This is a genomic window from Klebsiella sp. Ech2A, assembly GCF_030078455.1.
In the GTDB taxonomy this organism is placed as follows: Bacteria; Pseudomonadota; Gammaproteobacteria; order Enterobacterales; family Enterobacteriaceae; genus Klebsiella; species Klebsiella terrigena.
This window is the reverse complement of the sequence record NZ_JAQGFU010000272.1, coordinates 1-4,439: the sequence shown is the minus strand read 5'-3', so window position 1 is coordinate 4,439 and position 4,439 is coordinate 1. Positions and strand designations below refer to the sequence as shown.

At 59.5% G+C, this 4,439-nt stretch carries 6 protein-coding genes; 3 read left to right on the top strand and 3 right to left on the bottom strand.

Annotated elements, in window-relative coordinates; translation table 11 throughout:
- The coding region (gene fdxH, locus PFH44_RS25165; protein WP_283826513.1) for a formate dehydrogenase subunit beta at window positions 1-716 on the top strand (716 nt) is incomplete at its 5' end.
- Entirely contained in the window at window positions 709-1,365 is a 657-nt protein-coding gene (fdnI, locus tag PFH44_RS25160; RefSeq protein ID WP_283826512.1) for a formate dehydrogenase-N subunit gamma, read from the top strand. The genes fdxH and fdnI, both read left to right, overlap by 8 nt.
- Before the next feature lie 47 nt (window positions 1,366-1,412).
- Here the strand turns inward: fdnI and PFH44_RS25155 are convergent, their stop codons facing one another.
- Both PFH44_RS25155 and ppk2 read right to left on the bottom strand, forming a co-directional pair.
- Window positions 1,413-1,844: a VOC family protein gene (locus PFH44_RS25155; protein WP_283826515.1), complete on the bottom strand. Its 432-nt coding sequence runs from the start codon at window positions 1,842-1,844 to the stop codon at window positions 1,413-1,415.
- A 147-nt stretch (window positions 1,845-1,991) separates the two neighbouring features.
- A complete protein-coding gene (gene ppk2 / locus PFH44_RS25150; protein ID WP_045855290.1) occupies window positions 1,992-2,810 on the bottom strand; it encodes a polyphosphate kinase 2 in 819 nt (272 codons plus the stop codon).
- A gap of 338 nt (window positions 2,811-3,148) precedes the next feature.
- Here ppk2 and araJ point away from each other — a divergent pair, with 338 nt between their 5' ends.
- Window positions 3,149-4,300 (top strand): MFS transporter AraJ, encoded by a 1,152-nt coding sequence (gene araJ, locus PFH44_RS25145; protein ID WP_283826511.1) that lies wholly within the window; start codon window positions 3,149-3,151, stop codon window positions 4,298-4,300.
- Between the two features lie 42 nt (window positions 4,301-4,342).
- On the opposite strand, the gene PFH44_RS25140 is transcribed toward araJ, so the two are convergent.
- A partial coding sequence (locus PFH44_RS25140; RefSeq protein ID WP_283826514.1) for a hypothetical protein occupies window positions 4,343-4,439 on the bottom strand: 97 nt, incomplete at its 5' end.

The following is a 4,439-nucleotide window of genomic DNA, read 5'->3' as shown; positions in this document are numbered from 1 at the left end:
ATGAGGTCGGTCACAACGTCGGGGTGTACGACAACCCGGCGGATCTGACCGCCAAATCCTGGACGGTGATGCGCTTCTCGGAAGTGGAGCAAAACGACAGGCTGGAGTGGTTAATTCGTAAGGATGGCTGCATGCACTGCGCCGACCCGGGCTGCCTGAAGGCCTGTCCGTCGGAAGGGGCTATCATTCAGTATGCTAACGGCATCGTCGACTTCCAGTCCGAGCAGTGCATCGGCTGCGGCTACTGCATCGCCGGCTGTCCGTTCGACGTTCCGCGCCTGAACCCGGAAGACAACCGCGTCTACAAGTGCACGCTGTGCGTCGACCGCGTGACCGTCGGCCAGGAGCCGGCCTGCGTGAAGACCTGCCCGACCGGCGCTATCCACTTTGGCTCCAAAGAGGATATGAAAGCGCTGGCCGGCGAGCGCGTCGCCGAGCTGAAAACCCGCGGTTATGACAACGCGGGCCTGTACGATCCGGCCGGCGTCGGCGGCACGCACGTGATGTACGTCCTGCATCACGCCGACCGGCCGGAGCTGTACCACAAGCTGCCGAACGACCCGAAAATCGATACCAGCATCAATCTGTGGAAAGGGGCGCTGAAGCCGCTCTCGGCGCTGGGCTTTGTCGCCACCTTTGCCGGGCTTATCTATCACTACATCGGTATCGGACCGAACAAGGAAGTGGACGATGATGAGGAGGAACATGATGAGTAAATCGAAGATGATTGTGCGCACGAAGTTTATCGACCGCGCCTGTCACTGGACGGTGGTTATCTGCTTCTTTCTGGTGTCACTGTCCGGGATCTCGTTCTTCTTCCCGACCCTGCAGTGGCTGACGGAAACCTTCGGTACGCCGCAGATGGGGCGCATTCTGCATCCCTTCTTCGGGGTGGTGATTTTTATCGCCCTGATGTTTATGTTCGTCCGTTTTGTGCACCACAACATTCCCGACAAGCAGGATATTCCGTGGCTGAAGGGGATTGTTGAGGTGCTGAAAGGCAACGAGCATAAGGTGGCGCGCGTCGGGAAATATAACGCCGGGCAGAAGATAATGTTCTGGACCATCATGAGCATGATTTTTGTGCTGCTGGTGAGCGGGGTGATTATCTGGCGGCCCTGGTTTGCGCACTATTTCCCGATTCAGGTCATCCGCTACGGCCTGCTGATCCACGCGGCGTCGGCGATTGTGCTGATCCACGCCATCCTGATCCATATGTATATGGCGTTCTGGGTGAAGGGGTCGATTAAGGGCATGATTGAAGGCAAGGTGAGCCGCCGCTGGGCGAAAAAACACCACCCGCGCTGGTACCGCGACGTTGAGCGCCTGGAGGCGAAGAAAGAGAGTTCGCAGGGGATAAAATAGGCCTGCCGCGGAATTCTGCATGGCGCGACCGATGTCGCGCCATTTTTTTAGCCTTCGCCGCGCATGACCTCCAGCCCCACCCGCTGGCCGTAAGAGAGCTCGAGGGTATTGCCGTCCGGGTCGGCAAAGAACACGTAGTAGCCCACCGGCTCGCCGAGCTGCTCAGGCTCGCTGCGCAGCACCCCCTCGCGGCGCGCTATCGCGGTTTTTTCATCGATCTCCCGGCGCGTCGCGCAGGCTACCCCGAGGTGACCGAAGGGCCCAAGCGGGGTATCGGTGTGGCTATCCGTCTGCACCAGCACCAGGGCAAACGGGCGGGTGCGATCGCTCAGCCACGCCACGTGGCGCGCGGAGGGCAGATCGGGCGAGCGCCGGTGAATCACCTGCATTGCGGTGTAGCGGGTATAAAAATCGATACTTTTTTGCAGATCGCGCACCATAAAGGCGACGTGGGTAAAACCGCTGTCTACTTCCTGCATCATGCTGCTCCTGTAAGGTCGTTTTGTTCTGCCGACAACGGTAATACCTCAGGTTAACCTGAGGTAAAGCGCGAATTGTGCCATTGGCGATCGCCAAAAGGGGTAGGGCCAGGAGGCTCCCGCCGATGCGGGAGCCGGCGGGAGAGGCTAGAAATGCTCCTTGATAAAACGGAAGGGGTACTCGGTAGATTTCGTCTTGCCCGTTTTGCGCCTGGGCAATTTTACCGGTTCGATATGCGGATTCTTGTAGGGGATCTGCGCCAGCAGGTGGGTGATGATGTTCAGGCGAACGCGCTTCTTCTCCTCCGAACGGGCGACAAACCACGGCGCCCAGGCGGTATCGGTGGCGGCGAACATCGCGTCCCGGGCGGCGGTATAGTCGTCCCAGCGGTTAAACGACTTGATGTCCATTGGCGACAGCTTCCAGATTTTGCGCCCGTCGTTGATGCGGTCGCGCAGGCGGCGCTCCTGCTCCTCCGGGGTCACCTCCAGCCAGTATTTCAGCAAAATGATCCCCGACTCGACCATCGCCCGCTCGACCATCGGCGCGCCTTCGAGGAATTTGTCGGTCTGCTCGGGGGTACAAAAGCCCATCACCCGCTCGACGCCGGCGCGGTTGTACCAGCTGCGGTCGAAGATCGCTATCTCTCCGGCGGCGGGTAAAAAGGGAATATAGCGCTGATAGTAGAGCTGGCTCTTCTCGCGTTCGGTGGGCGCCGGCAGGGCGACCACCCGAAATACGCGCGGGCTGACCCGCTCGGTGATGGCTTTGATGGTGCCGCCTTTCCCCGCGCCGTCGCGCCCCTCAAACACGATGCAGACCTTCAGCCCCTGGCTGACGACCCACAGCTGCAGCTTGACCAGCTCAACGTGCAGCTTGCGCAGCGCCTTTTGATACTCTTTTTCGCCGAGCGGCTCGGTTTTACCGACGCGATCGATGGCTTTGCTCTTTTTCTTGTTTCCCATGGGCTCTTCTCCGTCGTGTAGAGCGCCGGGTCAGCGCTCTACTATGAAGTGTAATAACGGCGCCAGCGGCCGGCGGAAAATATTCATTCACCGCAGCCGCGCCGCCCGCTAATTAAGCGCCAGAGGCGATATTCATGCAGCGATCGCGCCGTTATATGGATAAACAGGTCACTTCTCGTTTTTGTCTGGCCTGCGGTTGCCGAATGGTCAATAATGCCGACCGAAAGTAAAAACAAAGGGTTATACCGCCCGGGATTGACCTGTTTGCCACGTTGCCCGGCCTGCCGTCGCGCTCGTTTGCGGCCAGGGCAGGCCTGAGTTATTTAAGGTTCAGAAGTATGAAAAAGACTATTTTTTCGTTAGCGCTTGGCACCTTTGGTCTGGGAATGGCGGAATTTGGCATTATGGGCGTCCTGCCGGAAGTGGCCCACGACGTGGGGATCTCGATTCCCGTCGCCGGCAATATGATCTCTTATTACGCCTGCGGGGTGGTGATCGGCGCGCCGGTGATGGCGCTGGTTTCGAGCCGCTTCTCGTTAAAATCGATCATGCTATTTCTCGCCGCGCTCAGCGTTATCGGTAACGCCATTTTTGCCTTCTCCTCGAGCTATTCCATGCTGGCGGCCGGTCGGCTGGTCTCCGGCTTTCCCCACGGCGCCTTTTTTGGCGTTGGCGCGATTATCCTGTCGAAAATAGCCCCGCCGGGAAAAGTCACCGCGGCGGTCGCCGGGATGATAGGCGGGATGACGGTGGCCAACCTGATCGGCGTGCCTGCCGGAACCTGGCTTGGGCACCAGTTTAGCTGGCGCGACACCTTTATGGCCCTGTCGATATTTAACGTCGCGGTCTTCCTGTCTATTATCCGCTGGGTGCCGACGCTGTTTGATAAAGCCACGACGCGATTGCGCGAACAGTTTTACTTTTTAAAATCACCGGCACCGTGGCTGATATTTGCCGCGACGCTGTTTGGTAACGCCGGCGTTTTCGCGTGGTTCAGCTATATCAAGCCGTTTATGATTAACGTTGCCGGTTTTTCCGAAGGCGCGATCGTCTTTATTATGATGCTGGTGGGTCTGGGAATGGTGCTGGGCAACGTGCTCAGCGGCAAAATTTCCGCCCGCTTTAGCCCATTGCGCATTGCCGCCGCCACCGACGGCATGATTGCCGTGGTGCTGTTGCTGATGTTTATCTTCGGCGATCGTCAGCCGGCGGCGCTGCTGCTGGCCTTTATCTGCTGTACCGGTCTGTTTGCGCTCGCGGCGCCGCTGCAAATCCTGCTGCTGCAAAACGCCCGCGGCGGGGAGATGCTGGGGGCGGCGGGGGGACAGATTGCCTTTAACCTCGGCAGCGCGATTGGCGCCCTGTGCGGAGGAATGATGCTGACCTGGGGCTTTGGCTGGCATTCGGTTGCGCTGCCTGCCGCCGGGCTCTCCTTCCTCGCCATGAGCTCGCTGCTGATTTACGTCCGCTATCAGCGCAGCCTTCGCTAGCCGTCGCGCGCCGCGCCTGGTGCGGCGCGCGGGGCCGGAGAGCTAATCCGTAAACGGCTCGCCGAGGGTCAGCATCAGGCGGTTTGCCCAGGCGAAAAATGCCGCGGATTGCAGCAGGTCGAGCTGGGCGAGGGTATCG